The sequence below is a fragment of the Megasphaera vaginalis (ex Bordigoni et al. 2020) genome (assembly GCF_900240295.1).
Taxonomy (GTDB): Bacteria; Bacillota; Negativicutes; order Veillonellales; family Megasphaeraceae; genus Megasphaera; species Megasphaera vaginalis.
In genome coordinates, this window is sequence record NZ_OEQB01000002.1 from 149780 (window position 1) to 172478 (window position 22699).

Below are 22699 nucleotides of genomic sequence, written 5' to 3' on the forward strand. Positions count from 1 at the left end.
CTCTATTAAATCTGACATCTCTTATTTCTATTAAGAGGAAGGAGATAGACATGACGATTATTGTTACCGGGGGCGCCGGATTCATTGGCTCCAATTTTATTTTTTATATGATGAAACAGCGCCCGGAGGATAGGGTGGTTTGTCTGGATAAGCTGACCTATGCGGGGAATCTTGCCACTTTATCTTCTGTTATGGATAAGGATAATTTCCGCTTTGTGAAAATGGATATCTGTGACAGACTGGCGGTGTATCGATTATTTGAAGAAGAGAAGCCCGATGTGGTCGTTAATTTCGCTGCAGAATCCCATGTAGACCGGTCTATCGAAAATCCTGAGATATTCTTACAGACGAATATTATCGGCACAGCTGTATTGATGGACGCCTGCCGTAAATATGGAATCATGCGTTATCACCAGGTATCGACGGACGAGGTATATGGTGATTTGCCCATTGATCGTCCGGATTTATTCTTCCATGAAGATACGCCGATCCATTCTTCCAGTCCGTACAGCACATCCAAGGCTTCTGCAGACCTTCTGGTCATGGCCTATCATCGCACATATGGGCTGCCTGTCACGATAAGCCGCTGCTCCAATAATTACGGGCCTTACCAGTTTCCGGAAAAACTGATTCCGCTTATGATTGTCCGTGCGTTGGCAGAGGAGAAGTTGCCTGTGTATGGAGAAGGCCTGAATATCCGTGACTGGCTGTATGTGGAAGATCACTGCAAGGCAATTGACTTGATTCTCCAAAGAGGAACATTGGGAGAAGTTTATAATATCGGCGGGCATAATGAAATGAAGAATATCGACATCGTTCACCTGATTTGTGAGTATTTGCAGAAGCCCCTTTCATTGATCGAGCATGTAACAGACAGGAAGGGACATGACCAACGGTATGCGATCGATCCGACGAAGATCCATCATGAATTAGGCTGGTTCCCTGAGACCAAGTTCAAGGACGGCATCGGGAAAACGATTCAATGGTATCTGGACAATCAGAACTGGTGGAAGGAAATAGTATCAGGAGAATATCAGGGATATTATCAAAAAATGGATGAAAATAAAAAGTAATTAAGATCATTAAAAGCCATTGCAAATGGGGAAGATTCTTGAGCGGAGGGAAGCATGAAGGTATTTGTGACGGGTGTGACCGGGCAACTTGGACATGATGTGATGAACGAATTGGCTAAACGGGGGTATGAAGGAATCGGAAGTGCCGTAGAACCTGTTTATACAGGCATTCAGGACGGTACGGCGGTTACCAGGATGCCGTATATTTCCTTGGATATCACGAATCAGTCGGACGTAAGGGCTGTGTTGGAGAATGTCCGCCCTGATGTGATTATCCATTGTGCGGCATGGACGGCCGTCGATGCGGCGGAGGATGAAGATAAAAAAGCGCTGGTGAAGGCGATTAACGTGGATGGCACCAGATATATCGCGGAAGAAGCAAAGAAGTTAAATGCCAAGATGGTTTATATCAGTACGGATTATGTGTTCAACGGTCAGGGAACGAAGCCTTGGGAACCGGATTGCAAAGAGTACGCACCGCTTAATGTATATGGGGAAACAAAGCTTGGTGGAGAGCTGGCGGTTTCAGAACTGCTGGAGAGATATTTCATTATCCGTATCGCGTGGGTGTTTGGCACGAACGGAAAAAATTTCATCAAGACGATGCTGAATGTGGGGAAGACGCACGAGGAGGTTCGTGTTGTTGATGATCAGGTCGGGACGCCTACATATACGTTAGATCTTGCCCGTCTCTTGGTGGATATGGTGGAAACAGAAAAATATGGTTATTACCATGCGACGAATGAGGGTGGCTTTATTTCCTGGTATGATTTTACCGTGGAAATATTTAAGCAGGCCGGATATACGACAAGGGTTGTGCCGGTTACGACAAAGGAATATGGAGTTTCCAAAGCAGCACGGCCGTTTAACAGCCGGTTGGATAAACAGAAGCTTGTGGATTATGGCTTTACACCGTTGCCGGACTGGAAAGATGCATTGAAACGATACTTGCAAGTAGTTGCGGATCGTCGGGAAGGCAGGGAGAAGTGACATATGGGGCAGATAAGAGTAGAAAAAAATGTAGGCGGTATCGAAGGGCTGTGTGTAATCACACCGGCGATCCATGGGGATGATCGCGGGTATTTCATGGAAACTTATAATCAGAGGGATATGGAAGAAGCCGGTTTCCATATCCGTTTTGTTCAGGATAACCAGTCTATGAGTAAAAAAGGCGTCCTGCGCGGACTTCATTTCCAGAAACATTTTCCTCAGTGCAAGCTGGTGCGTGCTATCCGTGGCAGCGTTTTTGATGTTGCCGTAGATTTACGTTCCGAGTCTGTCACCTATGGAAAGTGGCATGGCATCGAATTGACTGCGGAAAATAGAAAGCAGTTCCTCATTCCTGAAGGGTTCGCCCATGGATTCTTGGTACTTAGTGCGGAAGCGGAGTTCTGCTATAAGGTGAATGATTTCTGGCATGCAAATGATGAGGGCGGTCTGGCATGGAATGATCCTGAAATAGGTATCATATGGCCTCAGCTGCAGGGAGAATATGCGGGAAATGCCGCAAGTGGCGGATATGCCATGGAAGATGGCACGCCACTCAATTTGAGCGACAAAGATCAGAAATGGCTGGGACTTAAGGATACGTTTAAGTTCTAAGTGATGAGGTTCCGGCAATGCAAGCGCGGGAATAGTTTATAAGATAAAAGGGGCATATTATGAAAATTTTAGTGACCGGCGGGGCGGGGTTTATTGGATCCCATTTGACGCGGCTGCTGATGGAGCGTGGCGAGGATGTCATTGTGTTGGATAATCTGGCTACCGGGCTTCGGGAGAATCTGCCTGCTGGGGTGATTCTGCTGGAGGCGGATGTTTGCAGTGAAGGAGCACGCAAGCTGATGGCGGCCGGCGGCTTTGATGCCATTGTTCATCTGGCGGCGCAGACGATGGTGGACGCCTCTATCCGGGATCCGCTGTATGATGAACGGAATAATATCGGCGGCATGGTGAATGTGCTGGAAGCGGCCAGGACGGGCGGTGTGAAGCGTGTCGTATTTTCTTCCACGGCGGCCGTTTACGGGGATGTGCCTGAAAGTGCGCTTCCGATACGGGAAGACCGGACGGCGAGTCCGTTGTCTTTCTATGGGCTCAGCAAAGTGGTTTCCGAAAAGTATATGGAGCTGTACCATCAGCTGTACGGTCTGGATTATGTGGTGCTCCGTTTTGCCAATGTTTTTGGCGAGCGTCAGGGAGAAGGCGGAGAAGGCGGAGTTATCAGCATATTTACAAAGAAGATTGCCTACGGGGAAGGAATTTCTATTTTTGGTGATGGCAATCAGACGAGGGATTTCATTTATGCCGGCGATATTGCCAGTGGGATTTATGCAGCGCTCAAAACGGATCGGGTGAATGAGGTATATAATCTCAGCACGGAAACGGAAACCAGTCTGAAGGAGCTGGTGCAATTGCTGGGCGATGTGGCAGGGAAGCCGATTCAACCGGAATTTTCCGCACCTCGTGAAGGAGATATTTACCGCTCTGTCTTGTCCAACCGGAAGGCGATGGAAGCCTTGAGGTGGAAGCCGGAAATGCCGATGAAGGAAGCCTTACGGCGCACATATGGGCATTTTCTGAAATAATTCATATATAGATGGGAGAAAGAAGTATTTGCAGATGGTGGCAATCAGTCGGGAAGAGGTCAGAAATAAATTTAATACGTATCTGTCCCGGTTTGACCAGACAGATGAAGCCATCCGGTTGAAGCTCGTCCATTCTTTTAAAGTGGGCGGGCTTTGTGCATGCATCACGGAAAGTCTGGGCTTGCCCCGCAGTGACGTAGATCTGGCATGGTTGATCGGCCTGCTCCATGATATTGGGCGGTTCGAGCAGGTGAGAAGGTACCATACGTTTGTTGACGGTCATTCTATGGATCATGCCGGGTATGGCGCTTCTTATTTGTTTTCAGAGGGACATATTCGCGATTTTCTTTCTGATGACGCGGCGGATGATATCATCCGCGAAGCGGTCGGACAGCACAGCGCTTATCGCCTGGAGGTGGATTTGACGGAAAGGCAACGGTTATTCTGCCAGATTGTCCGTGATGCGGATAAGATCGATATTTTCCGTGTCTATGCGGTGTACGCTTTCGGCAAGAAGAATATGCTCCATGTCAATATTTCTGATTTGGAAACATCAGCTGTTTCGGAACCTGTCATGGAAGCGGCACGCCGTCGGAAAGCGGTTCCCGCCGAACTTGCCCAGACGACGATCGACTTTTATGTAGGCATGCTTTGCCTGTATTTTGAGCTTGTTTATCCGATCAGTCCGGAAATTGTCAGGGAGCAGGGAAATTACAGGAAGCTTTTGGCGGTTCATTCCCGGAATGAGGAGACGGAAGAACGGTTAAATGAACTGCACCGTTTGATTGGCGAGGTATAGGCTGGAGTTTTACAAGCGTTGCGAAAGAAATAATTGGACAGACAAAACAGATTGTGGTTTTTCAGCAGGAGCTGAACGAGCACAATCTGTTTGTTTTGCCTTATTTAATATATGCAGTGGTTTTGCGCAGGAGGATGTTGTCCATTTTTTATGCCTGTGTCTTCTGCGTTGAATCCGCAGTTGGCTTCCGCGATGAGGTCTTTCATCGGTACGAAGGCGGCTTTGGCGAGGAAAATTCTGCTCTGCCGAAGTTGTTGTTGCTTAGATCGCAAGCTGTAAGGAAATCCGGCTTATCTGCAAAGTCAGCGGGACCCTGTATGCCGTTCCGGCGGGCTGTATATATGGCTGTACTGGTCAGTGATGTCATTTCCGGAATAGCTGCCCGGCTGTAAATATAATTTACGCTGATGGAATAGGCCTTCGGCTGGGGATGGAGGACCTTTCTGTAAGAAATACGGCGATTAAAACTGTACGTTTTTTCATTGTTTAACGAAAGGATGCGAAGATTTTTGATATATTTTTCGTGGGCATTCCCTTTCGGCGTGACGCAGTAGGAACCGGCAAAGCCATAGGGTTTACAGATATGGCTGACAGGACCGGCGCCCTTACCGGCATAGATGTGGGCTTCCCATTTTCCGGAACCTTGTAAATTAGGAAACGTAAGATACGGGTACTCCCCTTCCTCTTTACCCTGATTCATCATGACGTCTTTACCCATCGGGGACAAGGTGTCGGACGCCACCTCATAATACATGGAACCGCCGGAGGCGAGGGCTCCCGGATTTAGAATACCGCGTTTTGCGGCTACGATCTGCGCAAGAGCAGGGGACTGGGATTGGATGATACCGACAATCGTGCCAACGGGCCTGCAATTCGGCCAATAGGAATGTACTGTGAATAGGTATATCACCATTTCGAGGAATGTAAAGAAAGATATATATATGTTATTACAATGAGAAGCGCGTTCAAGCATCCCTTGATTACGTTGCCTGATCGAATATCGAGACAAGAAGGCATCTGCATAGAAAAACGCCAACGATTTCTTGCCGGAGTAAATAGCCTAATGTTGGGTGACACTTCATCAAACGCCCTCTTTTTTTCATTGCAGGAAAGGGTCGGCGCTTTCAGCCGGAAGCATGCGCGGAGCGAATTCATCATAATAGGTTAAATTTAAGATATAACGTTTAACTTTAAAACAATTTAAAATTATTAAAGTTTTTCCTTGACAAGGAGTCTTCTTCCGTGGATAATAAAAAGCAACTTTCCAAACAATTGCATCTGCGGCATAATTGCCGCTATAGACGATGAACGGGAAGAGCGCATTTTCACGGTGTAAAGAGAGTCCGTATTTGGTGAAAGCGGATCACATGGAGTGTGGCTGACATCGCCCGGGAGTTTCGGCGTCGACTTATTTTTCTAGAGAATATGAGGCGCAGACGTGTTTCAGCGTTAATGAACGTCTTGTCGGACAATGAGTATAATGACAGGGTGGTACCGCGTACATCGCCCCTGTCGCCGTTTCTTCGGAAATGGCGGCAGGTGTTTTTTTTAACAATTTTTGGAAAGCAGGGGGAATATTGTCATACAGAGGGGGATGTAGTGATGGAACGAGTATTGGAGAACAGAGCTGTACAGGCCGTAATGACGAACTTTCGCTGGAAGGTCGCCTTTCTTATTTTTATGATCAGCTTTGTCGCGTATATGGATCGTGTCAATTTGTCTGTCGCCACGCCGGTTATTATGCAGGAATTCGGTTTTACAAAAATGGATATGGGCTTTATTCAGACCTGCTTTTTTGCCGGGTATGCGCTGATGCAGGTGCCGGGCGGTATGTTGGCTGAAAGGCTGGGGCTGCGCCGGACGGGCGCGCTGGCCATTCTCTGGTGGTCCGTATTTACGGCGTTGACGGCCTTGGCGAAAGGGAAGATCAGCTTTGCCGCCGTGCGGTTGCTGTTCGGTCTCGGCGAAGGCCCGGTTTTTCCGTCTTTAGGCGCGGCGACGTTCAACTGGTTCAACCGACATGAAAAAGGCAAGGCCAGTTCGTCGATTCTGCTCGGCACTTTTTTCGGTCCCGTCGTCGGCCCAGCCGTGACGGTGGCGTTGATGGCAGCTTTCGGCTGGCATGCCGTGTTCTTGCTTTTCGGCGCAGTCGGTGTCCTGCTTGCTTATGTTTGGCATCATTTTGTCGTTGACAATCCGGCTGACAGCCCTTATGTAAATGAGCTGGAAGCCGATTATATCCATCAAGGGCGCAGCGCGGCCGCAACGGGAAAAACGGTAGCTCCGTGGGGAACTTTTCTTCGTTCGTCCCAATTCTGGGCCGTCGGCATTCAGTTTATGGTTGTCGACTACATCATGTATGTGTTTTTATCTTGGCTGCCGCTGTATCTGACGGAAGTGCACGGCTTATCGTTGAAAACGATGGGGATCTGGGCTTCTTTCCCCTGGGTTGCGTTAATGGCCATGGTTTTTGTTGCCGGGTTCATCTCCGATAAGATGGCTAACGGCGCAAACAGCGAACGCCAATATTCCATGCGTACCGTAACGGCAATGGCCGGTGTCGCCGTCTGTTCTCTCGGCCTTTACATTGCGGCTCATACGCCGAGTGCGGCGATGAATATTTTCTGGATGTCCGTTTCGTTGGGAGCCTTGGGATTTTCCATGAGCGCCAGCTGGTCGACGGTGATCTCGTTAGGCGGTCAGTATACCGGCTCCGTTTCGGGCTGGATGAATCTTTGGGGAAATATCGGCGGCGTTCTGGCCCCGATTGTAACGGCCTATTTCGTTACCAATTACGGTTGGAATGAAGCCTTTACGGCTACGTCTCTTTTCGGCATCGTCGCCGTCGTCTGCTGGTTTTTCGTCAAACCGGGAAAAATGCTGGTTCCGAAAAAAAGGCCGGCAGCGGAATAACGTATAAGATAGGGAATTATGTAGGGGTAAAAAAAGAGCATCTTCGGGGGAAGATGCTCTTTTCGCGTATTACGTTGATGACTGACGTTTATTCGACAGTGACCGATTTTGCCAGATTGCGCGGCTTGTCGACATCACAGCCTCTGGTGATAGCTGCGTAATAAGCCAGAAGTTGGAGCGGGATAACGGCCAGAATCGGCATCAGCAGTTCGTCGATTTCGGGAACGCGAATTACGTGGTCGACATATTTTACAAGCTCCGTGTCGCCTGCAGCGGCAATGCCGATGACGATGGCGTCCCGGGCTTTGACTTCTTTGATATTGCTCAGCGTCTTTTCATAAACGCTCTTCTGGGTAGCCAGGGCGATAACGGGGACGCCGTTGACGATCAGCGCCAGCGTACCGTGCTTCAATTCACCGGCGGCGTAAGCTTCTGCGTGAATGTAAGAAATTTCTTTCAGCTTCAGCGAGCCTTCCATGGCGACGTTATAATCCAGAGAACGGCCGATAAAAAAGGCGTCTTCGTTGAAACCGTATTTCTTGGCGAAGGTCTTGATCGGCTCGACGTCTTCCAAGGTGCGGCCGATCTGGTCCGGCAGGTTGCGCAATTCGCCGATCAGGGCCATGAGGCGGTCGGCAGGCTGTGTCTGTTTGATGGCGGCCATGTAGAGAGACAGCATGAAAAACGTAACGAGCTGTGTCGTATACGCTTTGGTCGAGGCGACGGCTATTTCCGGGCCGGCCCAGGTATAAACGACCTGATCGGCTTCACGGGCGATGGAGGAGCCGACGACGTTGGTTATGGCTAACGTCTTGGCGCCGCGCCGTTTTGCTTCTTTCAACGCCGCCAGGGTGTCGCTCGTTTCGCCGGACTGGCTGACGACGATGAGCAGTGTTCCCTCATCGATGATCGGATCGCGATAGCGGAATTCGGAAGCGATATCCGTTTCCACCGGAATGCGGACCAGCTTTTCGATGTACGTCTTGCCGACGAGACCGGCATGGTACGCCGTTCCGCAGGCAACGATAAAAATCTTGCGGAAGCCGTTCAGGTAAGCGGCGTCCCAGTTCAGTTCATCCATGACGATCCGACTGCCGTCTTTGGAGATGCGGGGCGACGTCGTATCGCGGACAGCTTTCGGCTGTTCGTGGATCTCTTTGAGCATGAAATGTTCATAACCGCCCTTTTCGGCCGTTTCAGCATTCCACGTTACTTCAAAGATCTTCTTGTCGAGCTTTTCTCCGGAAAGGTCGGTGACAGTGACGGCGTCCTTGCGGACGACGGCCATCTCTCCGTCGCTTAAGATATACGTTTTCCGCGTCCTGGTAATGATCGCCGGAATATCGGAAGCGATGAAATTTTCTCCTTCCCCGAGGCCGACGACAAGAGGATTGTCTTTTTTCGAGCAAATCAGAACGCCGGGATCGGCTTTGGACATAAAGACCAGCGAGTACGAGCCGTCAATGCGGTGCAGCACGTTTCGTACGGCCTTTTCAAAATCGCCGGCGTACAGATCAGCCAACAGATGAACGACGACTTCCGTGTCCGTTTCCGATTGGAAGACGTGGCCCTTTTTGAGCAACGCTTCCTTCAGAGGCAAATAATTTTCAATAATGCCGTTGTGGACGACGGCGAAATTCCCCGTGCCGTCCGTGTGGGGGTGCGCGTTGATATCCGACGGACGGCCGTGCGTCGCCCAGCGGGTATGGCCGATGCCGACGGTGCCGACAGGCATGTTGCCGGCAATCTTATCGACTAAAGATGCCAGACGGCCGACACATTTTTCCACGCGAATCGTCTGGCCGTCGTCGACGGCGATACCGGAGGAATCGTAGCCGCGGTATTCCAGCTTCGTCAATCCTTCGATTAAAAACGGGGCAGCCTGTTCATTACCGACGTACCCTAATATTCCGCACATGTGCAAGAACCTCCTCTATAAAATAAAGTAGATAAAGTTCCTGTTGATCTCGAGTCTGCTTTGTCCCCTCCGTTACCGAAGGGCTTTTACAGTTCGTATCGGCAGATCTTGCCGAGAGGCATCCGCTGACTGTTCGACGACCTCTTCCTCGTCTTCTTGCCTGAGTGCAAGAGCTAGCGCTGAGACAGATATGCTGTCTTTTTAATACGGCGCTGCCGGACATACAGGAAAATGAACGGCAACGGCGGAGCAGGGAAATAGTATATAACATTTCCTGATCCTGTCTCATTTTAATAGATTGTCCGATGATAGTCAAGATAAGCGGCTTCGGCCGGTTTTTTGCAGCCCTTTCCTGCCGGTCAGAAGGGGAAGATCGGCGGGATAAGACGAGAGAAAATCAGCCCATTGTCACAGTTGTGACACAAAAAGAAGACAACAGTTTATCAATTACAGGAAACAGGGACTTTCCGTATATGGATTTTGCAAAAAGCCTAACAAGGGGAAGCTCTTTATGATAAAATGAATGAACAATTAAAGATAGGAAGAAGATCGTGTAAGCGCTTAGCGTAAGAAAGGAGACTACTATCATGAAGATAAACAAAGTAAGCGCGGCTTTGGCCGTGACAACCGTATGCTTCGCCGTTTCCGCCGCCGCTCCCGCTGCGGCGCGGACCGTCGATATCGGCAGTCTGATCCTGGCCCAGCTCAAGGAAGCCAATCCGCTGACGCAAATCACGCAGTCGGCGGCGGATAACGGTTCGACGTCGACGACGGCGCCGGCGACGTCCGCGCCGGATCCGCAGGCCGCGGAGGTGACGAAGGTCCCTGCCGTGCCGGAAGAAAAACCGAATCATCTGGAAATGGTGCTTGTCTTGGACCGCAGCGGTTCCATGGGCGGGCTGGAAAGCGATACGATCGGCGGTTTCAATTCCATGATCGAAAAGGAACGGAAACTCGCCGTCGATGCCAATGTAACGACGGTGCTGTTCAATAACCATGCAGAAACGGTGTATGACAGAGCTAAGCTTGCCGATGTCAAGACGATGACCGATAAGGATTATCAGGTCGGCGGTATGACGGCTCTTTACGATGCCGTCGGCACGACGATACATACGGTGGAAAAGACGGCGGGCATTGCCGATAAAGGTAATAAAGTGCTTTTCGTGATCATTACGGACGGATTGGAAAACAGCAGCAAAGAATATACGCAGGATGCGGTCAAGCGCATGATTTCCGACAAGAAGGAAAAGGACGGCTGGGAATTTATTTTCTTAGGCGCCAATATCGACGCGGAAGCGGAAGCGCAGAAGATCGGCATTACGCAGGACAAAGCGGCCACGTACACGAACAACAGTGAAGGCGTTCGCGCCAACTATGCGGCTGTCGCCGAGCTGGCGCATTCTCTTGCTTATCATCGTGCCATTACGCCCAATTGGAAAAATAACATTAAATGAAAAAATCGGTTCCGCGACGCACGGCATGCCCTTATCGTGGATGACGCGGACAGAAGAGACGGCCAATATGAGCAAGCCGTCTCTTTCCGCGCGGCCGGCGGATAAGGCGTCGCTGTTCGGAACAGTACCGAAAGGAGGACGTTCGTGAAACGGATTATTACGTATGCTCTCATCGCCTTTGTCGCTCTTTTCGTTTTGGCCGGCTGCGGCAAAAGCAATGATGCGGCTGCCGCCAAACCGGCGTCTGCGGCAAAGCAGCAAGTCAGCGTGGAAGAACGGGGAACGTATACCGATAAGGATCATGTCGCCGCGTATATTCACGCCTATAAAAAGCTGCCGTCCAACTATATTACGAAAAAAGAGGCGCAAGCGCTGGGCTGGAAAGATAAGGGAACCTTGGATACGGTGGCGCCGGGCAAGAGTATCGGCGGCGACCGCTACGGGAACTATGAAAAAGCCGTTCCCGACAAGCAAGGCCGTACTTGGCGGGAATGCGATATCGATTACGTCAAAGGCAATCGCGGCGCCAAGCGTATCGTCTATTCCAATGACGGGCTGATTTATTATTCTGCCGACCATTATAAGGATTTTCAGCAGTTATATTGAGGAGAGTCAGCGATGAACGAATACCTGATAGACGCGGAGCGAATGAAGACAAAAGACGAGGCGCATCATTACTTGCAGCGTCTCTTCGCCTTTCCGGACTATTACGGCGCCAATCTGGACGCTTTACACGATCTGCTCGGCGAAATCGGCGAGGAAACGCTTCTCAAAGTGCCGCGCAAGTTGGCTGACGAAGCGTATTTGTCTGCTTATGGCGCAGCGATGCTGCAGGTTTTCCTGGCCGCCGCTGCTGAGAACGAGTTTTTAACGGTGCAGCTGGTATAGACTGCGCGAAATCCGGTCGGGATGGTCATCCTGCCGGTTTGTTGGAGCGAAAGGAGAGGTTGCTGATGAAATGTCCGCGATGCGGCAAGCCGGTTCCGCCAGGTGCAAAGACCTGCCCTTATTGCGGCGCGCCGTTGCCGCCGCCGGGCAGCCGCAAGGAAGAGGAGATGCCGAGCGTATCGGCAAAGACGACGGGAATCGGTGTTGCCGTCGTTATCGTCGTTGTGCTTGCCGCTGTTGCCGCTTTTGTACTGCTGCGCTGAACGGAAAAGAATACAAAAAAGGAAGACTGCGGTCTCAAAGCAGTCTTCCTTTTTTGTATCTGTCAGAACAGCCAACCCAATATTTTTCTGGCAACGTCGGCTCCCATTTTAGCCGCTTTGATGCCGGCCTTGGCCGGCGCCGTTTTTGCATCAATCCCTTTTTGGATAGCCTTTTTGGCGATTTTTCCGGCTGCATGATTGGCCTTTTTTCTTGTTCTCTCGGCGATTTTGGTATCCTTACCGTTTTTCTTCGTTTTCGCGGCGCCTTCATTACGGCAGATCGGGATGTGGTCTCTTGCTTATCGTCGCGACGCCCCTGAACGCCTCTTTCGCCGGCTAAGCCCGCGTCGGCGCGGAGCGGTCGCGTACTTGCTGCGGTCCCTGTCGGGACCGGATGCGGCGCCGTGTTGAACCGGTCGGCAATGGCGGGAGCGGGATGGATGTTATATTCATAAACAGGTGTTGCCGGTGTTTTTTTCGTTTGTTCTATGGCAAGCTCTTGCCGTAAATTCATTCTTTCCCGCAGAGACGGGAAAGAATGCTGCGCTTGCTCTTCCTGCATCGCTGCCGGCGTCGCGGCGGCCAGGAGAGGCAGCGGCGTGCTCAGCAACAGAAAAAGAGGGATGATGGCTTTGTTCATGATAGATCCTTTCCCATAACAAATGCCGGAACGTACCGGACAGACGACGGCGTAAGCGGTGCTCGAACCGACATACTATTGTTATAGTATATATACTGGGACTATGAAAATGCAAGTATTTCATAGAGGATGAACCCCGCTTTTTTAGTATGGCGAACAAGAGCATCTCGCCGCGATCGCGATATAGACCGTAGAATTCGCGCGGCGAGATGCTCTTGTTTTACATACATGACAGCTGAATTTGAAATTATCTTGTCTGAAAGAACGGCAACTTCTGTGCACTTTCATCCTTTTTTTCGTTTTTTTGCTTTTCCTTCAGCTTTTTTTCGTTTTCCTTATGTTGATCATTTTTTTTCAGATCGGTCTTGTTCGTCTGTCGATACTTATCATCTTTCGTGGCAACCGTATAAGACCGATTTTCTTTTCCCTCGCTGCGGCTGAGTTGGCCGGCGTTGTCGTTCCGGGTACGCGTGGCGACATGGGAGGACGGCGCCGTCTTGTTCGTACGGCCTGCTTGATCATGGCGATTCGTCGCTGGTTCTTTCTGCGCCGTGTCGTTGTCTTTTTTCTGATCGGCATTTCCATCTCGATAGGAGTAGGACCGGTTATCAGGCGAAACGACGGCTCGATTATTGCCGCTGTTCCATTCCGGTGAAGTCGGAGCCGCCGTGTCGGCTGCGTAGAGCGGCGCGGTCATCATCATTAACGCAACTAAAGGCGCCCATATTTTTTTCATGATGCAAACCTTCTTGTAAGAATGGGTTTATTCTAGCACGAAAGGAGACGGTTTTACAGCGAAAACGACGATTTACTCCAAGGTGTGAAAAGGTTGTAACAATAGACGTGAGATCGACAAGAATCTGTCATACAAGCCTCGCCGGTAAATAGCGGATAAAGGCGTATCTTCTTCTTGCGGAAAATCGGCTGTCAGTGTTTGCCATGAAGGGAAGATAATGCTATGATGAAATGGAAATCAAACTTGCATCCGGATAAACAGGGGGGAATGGATTATGTTTAATCTTTATATACCGACAAAGGTGCTGTTTGGCTGCGGGCAGCTGAACAATCTCCACAAGCAGACGATGCCGGGGAAAAAAGCGTTGATCGTCGTGTCGAACGGGAAATCGGTAAAAGTCAACGGCTATCTTTCACGGACGGAAGAACAGCTTCATCAAGCCGGTGCGGAGACGTTTTTGTTTGATAAGATTGAAGCGAATCCGCTGCATACGACGGTTACTGCCGGGGGCCATTACGCGGCGCAGGTAAAAGCCGATTTTCTGGTCGCCCTCGGCGGCGGCAGCGTGCTTGACGCGGCCAAGGGGATTGCCGTCGTCGCCGCCAACGGCGGCGATGTTTGGGATTATGTTACCAACGGTACGGGAAAGGGCAAAGCCATTGCCGCGAAACCGCTGCCGATCCTGGCCATACCGACGACGGCGGGAACCGGTTCGGAAACGGATATGGGCGGCGTCATTACCAACAGGGAAACACGTGAAAAAACGCCGATCAAGGATCTCTCCCTGTTTCCGCAGGTCGCTGTCATTGATCCCGAGCTGATGCTTACGGTGCCGCCGCGATTCACGGCGTATCAGGGATTTGATGCGCTGTTTCACAATATTGAAGGCTATATCGCCAATAAAGCCAGTGACATGAGCGAAATGATCGCCTTGACGGCGATTGAACATCTTGCCGCCTATTTGCCGCGAGCCGTTGCCGACGGCACTGATTTGGAAGCGCGGGAAAAGGTGGCCTTTGCCAGTTATCTCGGCGGCGTCGAAATGGTCGTCTGCTCGACTGTCAGCGAACACTCGCTGGAGCATTCGCTCTCCGCGTTTCATCAGGAACTGCCGCACGGCGCAGGCCTGATTATGCTCAGTGAAGCCTACTTTACCTATTTTATCGAACACCATGCCTGTGATGAACGATTTGTCCGGCTGGCGAAGGCCTTGGGAAAGGTCGATGCCGCCGTTCCGACAGACTTCATCAGCGCCTTGAAGACGTTGCAGCAAGCTTGCGGTGTTGCCGAGCTCAAGATGTCCGATTACGGCATCGTACCCGATGAATTCCCGGAAATGGCACGCATTGCGAAATCGGCCATGGCCTTTTTATTCGCCTCCGACCGTATTCCCTTATCCGAGGCGGATGTCGTCGAAATCTACGAAAACGCGTATCGATAAACGGGAGAAGTGATGACAAAAACGGTCTCGATGCCGGGTGTACCGTCAATAGAATAGCGATAAAGAAAAAAGCCTCCGTACGGGGGCTTTTTTCCTTATACAAAATATGCAATTAAGCGGTACTGTGATTACCGGTGAAAATGAATAAATATGTAAATGATCGGTGTGGCTATATAGATGCGTCCGGCCGACATCGGTCAGGTAAAGACGGTGCGAACTGATGAAAAAAAGAAAGTTTTCTGTTGGCAAGGCATTTACAGTGGAAGCATAGACACTGTCATTTTCTTTAAGTCGATAAGACAAAAACGGGGCGGCGGGAGCATTGGGGTATCGATGCGGTTTGGCGATATATTATTAAAATATGAAACATGTAACATTATTTAAGCTAATATTCGTGGTTAATACATAAGATTAATGCAATGGTACATTGTAAATTGATTATAAATTATAAAAAATATATTGCATTTTGAATGTGTAATGTGGCAAAATTTAGTCTGTAATGTTATATTGCGAGGACATAGCGTACAGGGAGGGATAAAAGGAAGAAATACTTACTTGCAAAAGCGAAAAAGAGCATGACTACCGGATTTTCGGACACTGGCAAGTTTTAGTATTTTTGACCCTTTATCTGAAGGAGGAAAAGAATGAATAAGATTTACAAAGTAATGTGGAGTAAGGTTAAAAATTGCTATGTAGTCGTTTCGGAAATGACAGGGATTGCGAAAAATCGGGGGAGGGGGGTAAGAGCCTCTAAACCCGCTCTGGGAGCGGTTTTTGCGGCTTTTATGCTGACCGTGGCTCCTGTCGGCGTACATGCAGCGCCGGCGACGAATCCTGCGGGAGAGGGGCCAGGCGTGGCCATTGGTACAGGTTCCTCTTCCAATCAGGCTTCATCAGTGGCTGTCGGAAATACGGCAGTAACCACAGGAGCGCAGGCATTGGCAGTCGGTTACCAGAATACGGCAGGGAGCATGAATGCTGTAGCCGTAGGAACCAGCAACAATGCATCACAAGGAAACGCTGTGGCCATCGGCGTGAAGAATACGGCGTCAGGTAGTAGCAGCGTAGCTCTGGGACAGTCAAATACGACGAGCGGTGTATCCAGCGTCGCCGTCGGCAACAGTAATCAGACTAAGGCACAAAATGATTACGCCTTTGGCGCAGGAAATATCATCACGGGCACGACGTCCTATGCGCTGGGAAATGCCAATAAAATCGGGTCGAATAACGCTTATGCCATTGGTGAAAATAATGTAAATACCGGTCTTCGTGCAACGACGGTTGGGAATAGCAATAAGGCGGGCGGGCAGGATGGCTTCGCAGCCGGTTATAATAATGTGATTGGCTCTACTTCTAAAAATGCCGTGACTATCGGAAACGGAGCGAGAGTGGGAGCGACCAGCGGGTCGGGAACGGTCGATTCGACGACGGGTTTGGTTACAGGGACTTACAATGGTGAAGTGGATGCTACAGGTGGCGTGGCTGTCGGAAATGCAGCGAATGTAATGGCTAAAAACGGCATGGCTTTGGGCGTATCCAGCAGTGCGACTGTTGACGACGGTGTGGCACTGGGAAGCAATGCTGTGGCAAATCGTGCAGCAGCAACCACAGATAGCAAAAATATCGGTTATGATTTTGGAACAGGCAAGGCTTCTACGATAAATAACGGAATTTGGAAGTCTAATAAAGGGGCTGTATCCGTAGGAAATGGTGCTGGAGTAACCCGCCAGATTACGAGCGTGGCAGCAGGCACGAATGACACGGATGCGGTCAATGTGGCACAGTTGAAAGGGATTTCCAACGGTTATTTCCATGTCAATACGACGAATACCGGCGTGGCGGCAGTAGGGAATAATTTGGGCACATTAACAGCTACAGCAGGAGCAGGTGGAATGTATTCCGTTGCTGCCGGTGTGAATGCGAAAGTACAGCAGGCAGCCGATAACGGCGTGGCTGTGGGTTATAATACGAATGCTCAGGCGGCGAACACCGTTGCTATCGGAAGTGGCGCAAGTGCATCTGCTACCGGCGTATCCGGTGTATCCGTCGGTGCCGCCAGCAGTGTGACAAAAGAAGGCGGCGTGGCGCTGGGGAGTGGCTCTGTAGCCGATCGCGCAGCCGGTTATTCCGTGTATGATCCTCTCAGCAAAAAAGTTATTACTGACGAAGCAAGCATCGCGGCCGCAATGGGAAAGACAGCACAATTGAATACGACCAATGATAATATCGCTACTGCCCAAGATAATTATGATAAGGCAAAGGCGACTTACGAATCGACTAATGCCGCCGCAGATAAAACAGCAATGGATAAAGCGCTCGCAGCCTTAAATGCGGCAAAGACAGCGAAAGCGGCCCTCCTATCCCCGTATCAGTCTGTTTCGGGCGCCGTATCGGTCGGGAAATCCGGCGTCACCCGCCAAATCATCAATGTAGCAGCAGGCAGCGCCGATACGGATGCAGTGAATGTGGCGCAGCTGAAAGCGGCGCAGGCGCATTTTTACGGAGTGAACTCCACAGACAGCACCAAAGGGAACTATAACGGAAACGGTGCGAAGGGAGAAAATGCATTGGCTGCAGGCGTAGAGGCCGCTGCAAATACAAAAAATTCCATAGCCATAGGAAATAAAGCACAAGTCTTGGGAAATGGTGGTAATGCTACTGGAACCAGCAGTATTGCTATCGGAGATAATGCCCTCATTACAACTAATGGACTTGATTTAACGAGCATTGCCATGGGTAAAAATGCAAAAGTTTTAAATGGCAGCGGGAAACAGGAAAAAGCGTTAAGCTTCATGCCAGATAACTATGCGTCTGGTAATCTTCCTATTAATGCGGATAAGTCAGCCGGCGGTATTGCCATCGGTACAAATTCGTTTGCCCGTACGGCCAGCATCCAGATTGGTTCGCATACTTTTGACGGATATACCATGGGCGGTACGGTGATTGATAACACGTCGCAAGCAAATATTGTGGGCATGACGACTATTGGTACGAATACGTACAATAAGGGTGCCTTGGCCAATATGTATGGTGCATACTCTGTTATCAGCGGAGACTTTACCGGTGCAGGTGGTTTCAACAGTTACTTCTATGGTTCTCAAAATTTCGGGGCCAATGTGGTCGGCTCCTTGAATAGTATCCGGTCTGCAGGGAAGAGTACCTCTAGCGGTATTGCCAATAGTATCGTTGGCTTAGCAAATATTACTGAGAATGCGAATGGAGCACTTATTTACGGTGCAGGAAATAAAATCAGTAATTCTGTGAGATCAATTGATGGTGTTAATACCTTAACAAGCTTATTGACTGTTGATGACATGTCCGATGTTTTACGGCAAGGGATTCAAAATTCTGATGGTGGCGGTGCGACGTTGGCCATCGGTGGCGGAAATACAGCGGATTATACACAGGCCTCCCAGATGATCGGTGTCAACAATACATTGAAGGGGGCAAGCGAATCGGTCAGCAAGTTCAATATGCTTGACGGTTTTAAGAACACGGCAACGAATGTAACCCATGTGACTGTCGTCGGTTCCCAAAATAAGGTGGAAGAGGGGACATCCGATATCCTCATTGGCGACAATCATACTGTAACGGGAACAAATGCCAACAATATCATTCTCGGCAGTGCCGATACGGATGCAGCTAAGGCGGCGATTAACGGCGTCAGCGAAACGGTCAGCATCGGTCATAATTCTGTGGCGTCTGCCAATAAAGCCATTGCCATCGGTACGGGAAATAAAGTGACTGCCGAAGGTTCCGGAGCCATCGGTGATCCGAATACAGTCAGCGGAACCGGTTCCTATGTACTGGGCAATGATAATACAGTGACAACAAAGAATGCGTTCGTCTTGGGCAACAAGGTCACAACGACAGCCGATAATTCCGTGTTCCTTGGTGACAGCTCTGCGTATGTAGCAAGCGGTGACACGACGAAAGGAATAGATAAGACCTATACAAGTGATACAGTGGCAGGAAATACCGTCAACTTTGCCGGCGGGGATAAAGTAGTCGGCGTTGTATCTGTCGGTTCTGCCGATCAGACGCGCCGTATCCAGAACGTGGCGCCGGGACTGATCAGCGCAACCTCCACCGATGCTATCAACGGCAGCCAGCTCAATGCGGTGGTAACCGGATTAAACAATTCCGTTGATGCGGCAAAGGCCCACTATTACAGCGTAAATGATATGGACGCTGCGCTTAAGAATTTGGGCAATTACGACAATGACGGGGCGCAGGGCATTGCGTCCATCGTGGCAGGCCTCGGTTCTTCTGTCAAAGTGGGAAGCAACCAATTTCAGGGAGCGACAGCCAGCGTATTTGGTACATTGAATACAGTAGATGCTTCTACGGGTGGAACTTTTGATGGCGTGGCCAACAGCATCGTCGGTGTGGCCAATACGACGAAGAATGCCAATGCAGCCCTCATCTTTGGCGCAGGCAATCTTATTACGAATTCTTACGGAGATGTAAGTCTTGATACAAGCGCGTTAGATACAAGCACGCCGGAAAGATTGACGGCATCACTGGCGGCAGCCGTGAAGGATAGCGGCGGAGATGTGCTGGTAATCGGCGGAGCGAACGCAGTAGACAATGGACAGTTCTCACAGGTGACAGGTATCGGGAATAAACTGACGGGCAAAACAACTGCAAGCCAGTACAATTCCATTACCGGTTCAAAGAATGAAGCGACAAATGTGCAGCATGTCACCGTGATGGGCTCTGAAAATAATGTGACAAATACGACGGGCACCCTTGTTCTTGGGGATAAGAGGACATTGACAGGCGCGGACGGAAGCATCGTCCTTGGCTCTTCTGCAAGCGGATTGACGACCAGTGTCAAGAATGCAGTAGCGATCGGCACAGACGCGAATGTGGCGACGGAAGGCGGCGTGGCGCTCGGAGCGAACTCGGTCGCTGCCATAAATAAAGGGGTGGCAGGATATGACCCCCTGACAGGAACCGTATCCACTAATACAGGGGAAACATGGAAATCGACAGCAGCTGCTGTTTCGGTAGGTGACGCAGCAAAGCAGATTACCCGCCAGATTACCAATGTGGCAGCAGGTACAGCAGACAGCGATGCTGTCAATGTGGCACAGCTGAAAGCGGTTAAAACGGCAGTGGATACGGCAGTAGAGGGAAGCAAGATCCATTTCTTCTCTGCAAAGGGTAGCAGCAGTGAAGCAAATTATAATAATGATGGTGCTACCGGTGACCGTGCTTTGGCAGTTGGCGCAGGTGCCAAGGCGGAAGGTTTGAAAGCGATAGCGCTTACCGGTGGGACGGCGAAAGGTGATTTCTCTTTTGCCGTAGGAAATGGTGCAACTGCAAATGGCTGGGGCGCTGTTGCGATTGGGGCCGGTACGTTAGCTGAACAACAGGGGACCGTGGCGCTTGGACATGGTGCAAAAGCATATAGCCTTGAATCGGTTGCTTTAGGCTATAATACGCAGGCAGGTGCGCCTGCCGGACAGCCGGGGGCTGGAAATGAAGCGCAGACTGCCATGGGCAGCGGTACAATCGCTACCGGTGGAGCGGCGACTGCATTCGGCTTTGAATCCGTGGCCAGCGGAGCTCATGCCATTGCCGGCGGTGATCAGGCTAAGGCAAGCGGTCAGGATTCCGTAGCATTAGGAAAAGGAACGGAAGCGTCCGGTACATGGTCTGTAGCCTTAGGGAATGATACGAAGGCTACTAATAATTGGTCAACTGCCATGGGGGTTGAAACGACTGCTTCCGGAGAAAGTTCCACAGCCATGGGGGTTGCAACACTTGCCTCTGGAGTTGCTTCTACAGCGATGGGAAGCGCGACACAGGCGACCGGCGCCGGTTCCACGGCAATGGGCGGCAGCACGATTGCAGCTGGCAAATTGTCTTTGGCAAGCGGCGCAAAATCACAAGCCAATGGGGATTATTCTACCGCTATGGGATTTAGCAGTCAGGCAAATGCAAAGAACAGCGCTGCCGTTTCCGGCGGCATTGTGGAAGAAACTGCGGAAAATTCCGTAGCTATGGGGAAAGATGCAAAAGCGATCGTGGCAGATACAGTGGCATTGGGAAGCGGTTCTGTGGCATCTACTGAAAAAGGTAAGGTTGGCTATGATGTTTTCGGTGTTGATCATTCCAATGATACCGATGGTGTATGGAAATCTACGGCGAACGCTATTTCTGTCGGCGACGCGGCAAATCAGATTACCCGTCAGATTACCGGTGTGGCAGCAGGTACAGAAGATACTGATGCTGTCAATGTAGCACAGTTAAAGGCACTGGAAAAGAAGACTAATGAGGCTGCCTCAGCGTCACAGAAGCATACTTCCGTGACGGCAGGAAAGAATATTTCTGTACAAGCGGGAGTGAATGCACAAGGTGGGGCTAATTATGAGATCAGCCTGAATAAAAATATTGATCTGGGAACCGACGGCAGCATCAAAGCCGGAAACACGATCATCAATCAGGACGGCGTCATGACGAATACGGTCAACGCGACAACGGTAAAAGCCGGAGATACGACGATAAATACTAACGGTATGACCATTACAGGCGGACCGACGATCACCAAGACTACGGTGGACATGAATAATCAGCAGATTCATAACGTGGCAGCCGGCACGTCCGCGAATGACGTGGCTACTGTCGGGCAAGTGGATCAGAAGATCACGGACGGTGTGGCAAATGCCTCTGTCACCGGCGGTACGATCGGTGCGGACGGAACGGTTTCGTTGACTAAAGGTGATCAGTCTGCGGTGACGCTCGACGGTAAACTGACAGATGTTTCCGCCAAAGCCGGGGAATATAGTATTGCCAATGGCACCGTAACGATCGGCATGCAGGATAATTATTCCGGCGCCGCTGCAGGGAACATCGTTATCAAAGACGTGGCGAAGGCCTCCGACTTGGCGACGGAAGAGGGTGACCGCAAAGCGGCCGATACGGCCATTACGGATACAATCGGCGCGACAAGCACGACGGCGCTGAAAGAGTCTTACAAGAACACCAACTACATCCAAAACAGCGGAACCTTAGCGGCTGCGGATAAAGCGCTGGACAGTCAGATCAAGACGAATGCCGATAATATCACCAATCTTGGCAATACAATCAACCACATGGGCAATCAAGTAGGCGAGCTGGGCGACCGCGTCAATAAAGTCGGCGCGGGAGCGGCGGCGTTGGCGGCCCTTCATCCGCTCGATTTCGACCCTGACGACAAGTGGGACGTTGCGGCCGGGTACGGAAATTACAAAGACGCCCACGCAGTAGCGGTCGGCGCTTTCTACCGTCCCAATGAAGATACCATGTTCAGCGTAGGCGGCTCCTTCGGCAATGGCAATAATATGGTCAATGCCGGCGTCAGCGTTAAGCTGGGACAGGGAAATCACGTTTCCACGTCCAAAGTCGCGATGGCGAAAGAAATTGTGGACTTGCGTGATGAAAATAAGGATTTAAAGAAGCGCTTAGATACGATGGAACAGAAAATGAATGCCATCTTGGGACTGTTGGATACAACCAAAACGGCGGATTTCCCTGATGTTCCTAAAAATCATTGGGCCTACGAATACGTATCCAAGCTTGCCGGGAACGGTATCTTGGAAGGCTATCCGGACGGTGATTTTTCCGGTGATCGGACGATGACCCGTTACGAGATGGCGGCAGTATTCTATCGGGCGTTAAAAAACGGCGCTTCCGTTGATTCGGATATGGACCGTGCCATGAATGAATTTGAACCGGAACTCCGGCAGATTCGCTTGGATCGTATCAGGGTGGATCGCGTTTCCGGGAAAGATAATGAACGGAACAAAGTGGAACGCGTCCGCGTGAATAACGAAAATGACCAACAGAATAAGATATACCGGGATGTATACGGCACCCGTATCAGTCACTAAAGACGGTTTGGCTCGTTTGGCTTGTCAGCGGTTTGAGCGGCTGATGAGGCATGCATACAAAACGTGTACCTGCATATGCAGGTACACGTTTTGTGCTTAGTATGTAAAAAAA

At 50.4% G+C, this 22699-nt stretch carries 16 protein-coding genes; 12 read left to right on the forward strand and 4 right to left on the reverse strand.

The window, feature by feature from the left end; all coding sequences use genetic code 11:
- The first annotated feature begins 50 nt into the window (after positions 1-50).
- Genes rfbB through C0977_RS03355 form a run of 5 tightly spaced genes read left to right on the forward strand, consistent with a single transcriptional unit; the run spans position 51 to position 4454 of the window.
- Complete coding sequence (gene rfbB / locus C0977_RS03335; protein WP_101912443.1) at positions 51-1073, forward strand: dTDP-glucose 4,6-dehydratase; 1023 nt, start codon at positions 51-53, stop codon at positions 1071-1073.
- A gap of 54 nt (positions 1074-1127) precedes the next feature.
- Entirely contained in the window at positions 1128-2063 is a 936-nt protein-coding gene (rfbD, locus tag C0977_RS03340; protein ID WP_101912444.1) for a dTDP-4-dehydrorhamnose reductase, read from the forward strand.
- 3 nt (positions 2064-2066) lie between these two features.
- On the forward strand, positions 2067-2675 hold the full coding sequence (gene rfbC / locus C0977_RS03345) for a dTDP-4-dehydrorhamnose 3,5-epimerase (protein WP_023052753.1): 609 nt from the start codon (positions 2067-2069) through the stop codon (positions 2673-2675).
- Positions 2676-2734: 59 nt separating this feature from the next.
- A complete protein-coding gene (locus C0977_RS03350; protein WP_101912445.1) occupies positions 2735-3655 on the forward strand; it encodes an NAD-dependent epimerase/dehydratase family protein in 921 nt (306 codons plus the stop codon).
- A gap of 34 nt (positions 3656-3689) precedes the next feature.
- Entirely contained in the window at positions 3690-4454 is a 765-nt protein-coding gene (locus C0977_RS03355) for an HD domain-containing protein (protein ID WP_234987557.1), read from the forward strand.
- A gap of 202 nt (positions 4455-4656) precedes the next feature.
- Here C0977_RS03355 and C0977_RS03360 read toward each other — a convergent pair whose 3' ends face one another.
- On the reverse strand, positions 4657-5367 hold the full coding sequence (locus C0977_RS03360; RefSeq protein WP_145995066.1) for a hypothetical protein: 711 nt from the start codon (positions 5365-5367) through the stop codon (positions 4657-4659).
- 689 nt (positions 5368-6056) lie between these two features.
- Between C0977_RS03360 and C0977_RS03365 the strand changes: the two genes are divergently transcribed.
- Positions 6057-7367, forward strand: coding sequence for an MFS transporter (locus C0977_RS03365; RefSeq protein WP_101912447.1), 1311 nt, complete (start codon positions 6057-6059; stop codon positions 7365-7367).
- 88 nt (positions 7368-7455) lie between these two features.
- Here the strand turns inward: C0977_RS03365 and glmS are convergent, their stop codons facing one another.
- On the reverse strand, positions 7456-9285 hold the full coding sequence (glmS, locus tag C0977_RS03370) for a glutamine--fructose-6-phosphate transaminase (isomerizing) (RefSeq protein ID WP_101912448.1): 1830 nt from the start codon (positions 9283-9285) through the stop codon (positions 7456-7458).
- 587 nt (positions 9286-9872) lie between these two features.
- Between glmS and C0977_RS03375 the strand changes: the two genes are divergently transcribed.
- From C0977_RS03375 to C0977_RS03390, 4 genes are all read left to right on the forward strand, one after another.
- Complete coding sequence (locus tag C0977_RS03375; RefSeq protein WP_023052735.1) at positions 9873-10739, forward strand: vWA domain-containing protein; 867 nt, start codon at positions 9873-9875, stop codon at positions 10737-10739.
- A 144-nt stretch (positions 10740-10883) separates the two neighbouring features.
- The gene (locus C0977_RS03380; RefSeq protein ID WP_023052746.1) at positions 10884-11345 is read left to right on the forward strand and encodes a ribonuclease domain-containing protein; all 462 of its coding nucleotides are present in this window, start codon (positions 10884-10886) and stop codon (positions 11343-11345) included.
- Between the two features lie 12 nt (positions 11346-11357).
- Positions 11358-11627: a barstar family protein gene (locus C0977_RS03385; RefSeq protein WP_023052734.1), complete on the forward strand. Its 270-nt coding sequence runs from the start codon at positions 11358-11360 to the stop codon at positions 11625-11627.
- Between the two features lie 65 nt (positions 11628-11692).
- Positions 11693-11890: a zinc-ribbon domain-containing protein gene (locus C0977_RS03390; RefSeq protein WP_023052759.1), complete on the forward strand. Its 198-nt coding sequence runs from the start codon at positions 11693-11695 to the stop codon at positions 11888-11890.
- A 34-nt stretch (positions 11891-11924) separates the two neighbouring features.
- Here the strand turns inward: C0977_RS03390 and C0977_RS03395 are convergent, their stop codons facing one another.
- Complete coding sequence (locus C0977_RS03395) at positions 11925-12530, reverse strand: hypothetical protein (RefSeq protein WP_023054542.1); 606 nt, start codon at positions 12528-12530, stop codon at positions 11925-11927.
- 247 nt (positions 12531-12777) lie between these two features.
- Positions 12778-13266, reverse strand: coding sequence for a hypothetical protein (locus tag C0977_RS03400; RefSeq protein ID WP_101912449.1), 489 nt, complete (start codon positions 13264-13266; stop codon positions 12778-12780).
- Positions 13267-13540: 274 nt separating this feature from the next.
- Here C0977_RS03400 and C0977_RS03405 point away from each other — a divergent pair, with 274 nt between their 5' ends.
- Together C0977_RS03405 and C0977_RS11080 are read left to right on the forward strand one after the other, a co-directional pair.
- Complete coding sequence (locus C0977_RS03405; RefSeq protein ID WP_023054539.1) at positions 13541-14707, forward strand: iron-containing alcohol dehydrogenase; 1167 nt, start codon at positions 13541-13543, stop codon at positions 14705-14707.
- Positions 14708-15351: 644 nt separating this feature from the next.
- The gene (locus C0977_RS11080; RefSeq protein WP_159459022.1) at positions 15352-22587 is read left to right on the forward strand and encodes an S-layer homology domain-containing protein; all 7236 of its coding nucleotides are present in this window, start codon (positions 15352-15354) and stop codon (positions 22585-22587) included.
- The last annotated feature ends 112 nt before the right edge of the window (positions 22588-22699 follow it).

What these genes read in the sequence shown, in the direction of transcription:
- rfbB (WP_101912443.1), top strand. Translation starts at nt 51, where the DNA reads ATGACGATTATTGTTACCGGGGGCGCCGGATTCATTGGCTCCAATTTT.
- rfbD (WP_101912444.1), top strand. Translation starts at nt 1,128, where the DNA reads ATGAAGGTATTTGTGACGGGTGTGACCGGGCAACTTGGACATGATGTG.
- rfbC (WP_023052753.1), top strand. Translation starts at nt 2,067, where the DNA reads ATGGGGCAGATAAGAGTAGAAAAAAATGTAGGCGGTATCGAAGGGCTG.
- C0977_RS03350 (WP_101912445.1), top strand. Translation starts at nt 2,735, where the DNA reads ATGAAAATTTTAGTGACCGGCGGGGCGGGGTTTATTGGATCCCATTTG.
- C0977_RS03355 (WP_234987557.1), top strand. Translation starts at nt 3,690, where the DNA reads ATGGTGGCAATCAGTCGGGAAGAGGTCAGAAATAAATTTAATACGTAT.
- C0977_RS03360 (WP_145995066.1), bottom strand. Translation starts at nt 5,367, where the DNA reads ATGGTGATATACCTATTCACAGTACATTCCTATTGGCCGAATTGCAGG.
- C0977_RS03365 (WP_101912447.1), top strand. Translation starts at nt 6,057, where the DNA reads ATGGAACGAGTATTGGAGAACAGAGCTGTACAGGCCGTAATGACGAAC.
- glmS (WP_101912448.1), bottom strand. Translation starts at nt 9,285, where the DNA reads ATGTGCGGAATATTAGGGTACGTCGGTAATGAACAGGCTGCCCCGTTT.
- C0977_RS03375 (WP_023052735.1), top strand. Translation starts at nt 9,873, where the DNA reads ATGAAGATAAACAAAGTAAGCGCGGCTTTGGCCGTGACAACCGTATGC.
- C0977_RS03385 (WP_023052734.1), top strand. Translation starts at nt 11,358, where the DNA reads ATGAACGAATACCTGATAGACGCGGAGCGAATGAAGACAAAAGACGAG.
- C0977_RS03390 (WP_023052759.1), top strand. Translation starts at nt 11,693, where the DNA reads ATGAAATGTCCGCGATGCGGCAAGCCGGTTCCGCCAGGTGCAAAGACC.
- C0977_RS03395 (WP_023054542.1), bottom strand. Translation starts at nt 12,530, where the DNA reads ATGAACAAAGCCATCATCCCTCTTTTTCTGTTGCTGAGCACGCCGCTG.
- C0977_RS03400 (WP_101912449.1), bottom strand. Translation starts at nt 13,266, where the DNA reads ATGAAAAAAATATGGGCGCCTTTAGTTGCGTTAATGATGATGACCGCG.
- C0977_RS03405 (WP_023054539.1), top strand. Translation starts at nt 13,541, where the DNA reads ATGTTTAATCTTTATATACCGACAAAGGTGCTGTTTGGCTGCGGGCAG.
- C0977_RS11080 (WP_159459022.1), top strand. Translation starts at nt 15,352, where the DNA reads ATGAATAAGATTTACAAAGTAATGTGGAGTAAGGTTAAAAATTGCTAT.